The 266-nt window shown below is 72.9% G+C and carries 1 protein-coding gene; it reads left to right on the top strand.

Translation table 11 applies throughout. The features are described from left to right. A partial coding sequence (locus IG02_RS37500) for a hypothetical protein (RefSeq protein ID WP_037805277.1) occupies positions 1 to 265 on the top strand: 265 nt, incomplete at its 5' end. Position 266 lies beyond the last annotated feature (1 nt).

The following is a 266-nucleotide window of genomic DNA, read 5'->3' on the forward strand; positions in this document are numbered from 1 at the left end:
GGACGACGCCGCTGCCGCGCTTGCGCAGCGCGACGCCCAGGTGATGCGCCGCTGCGCCGAGTTCGTCCGCGACACCTACAGCGGCGATTGGGCCGACGAGGCGGCAGCCACGTTGGAGCGCGACGCGGACATCACCGAGCGCGGCTGCCCCGGCTTCGAGAAGGAGTGGATGGGCGTGAGCGACGCCAAGCGGCGGCTCGCGAACTGCAAGCACTGCGGTAAGCCGCGGGACGTGCACCCGGCCGCGCCTGTTGTCCGGCCGTGAC

The sequence above is a fragment of the Streptomyces sp. NRRL F-5135 genome (assembly GCF_000719775.1).
GTDB lineage: Bacteria > Actinomycetota > Actinomycetes > Streptomycetales > Streptomycetaceae > Streptomyces > Streptomyces hebeiensis.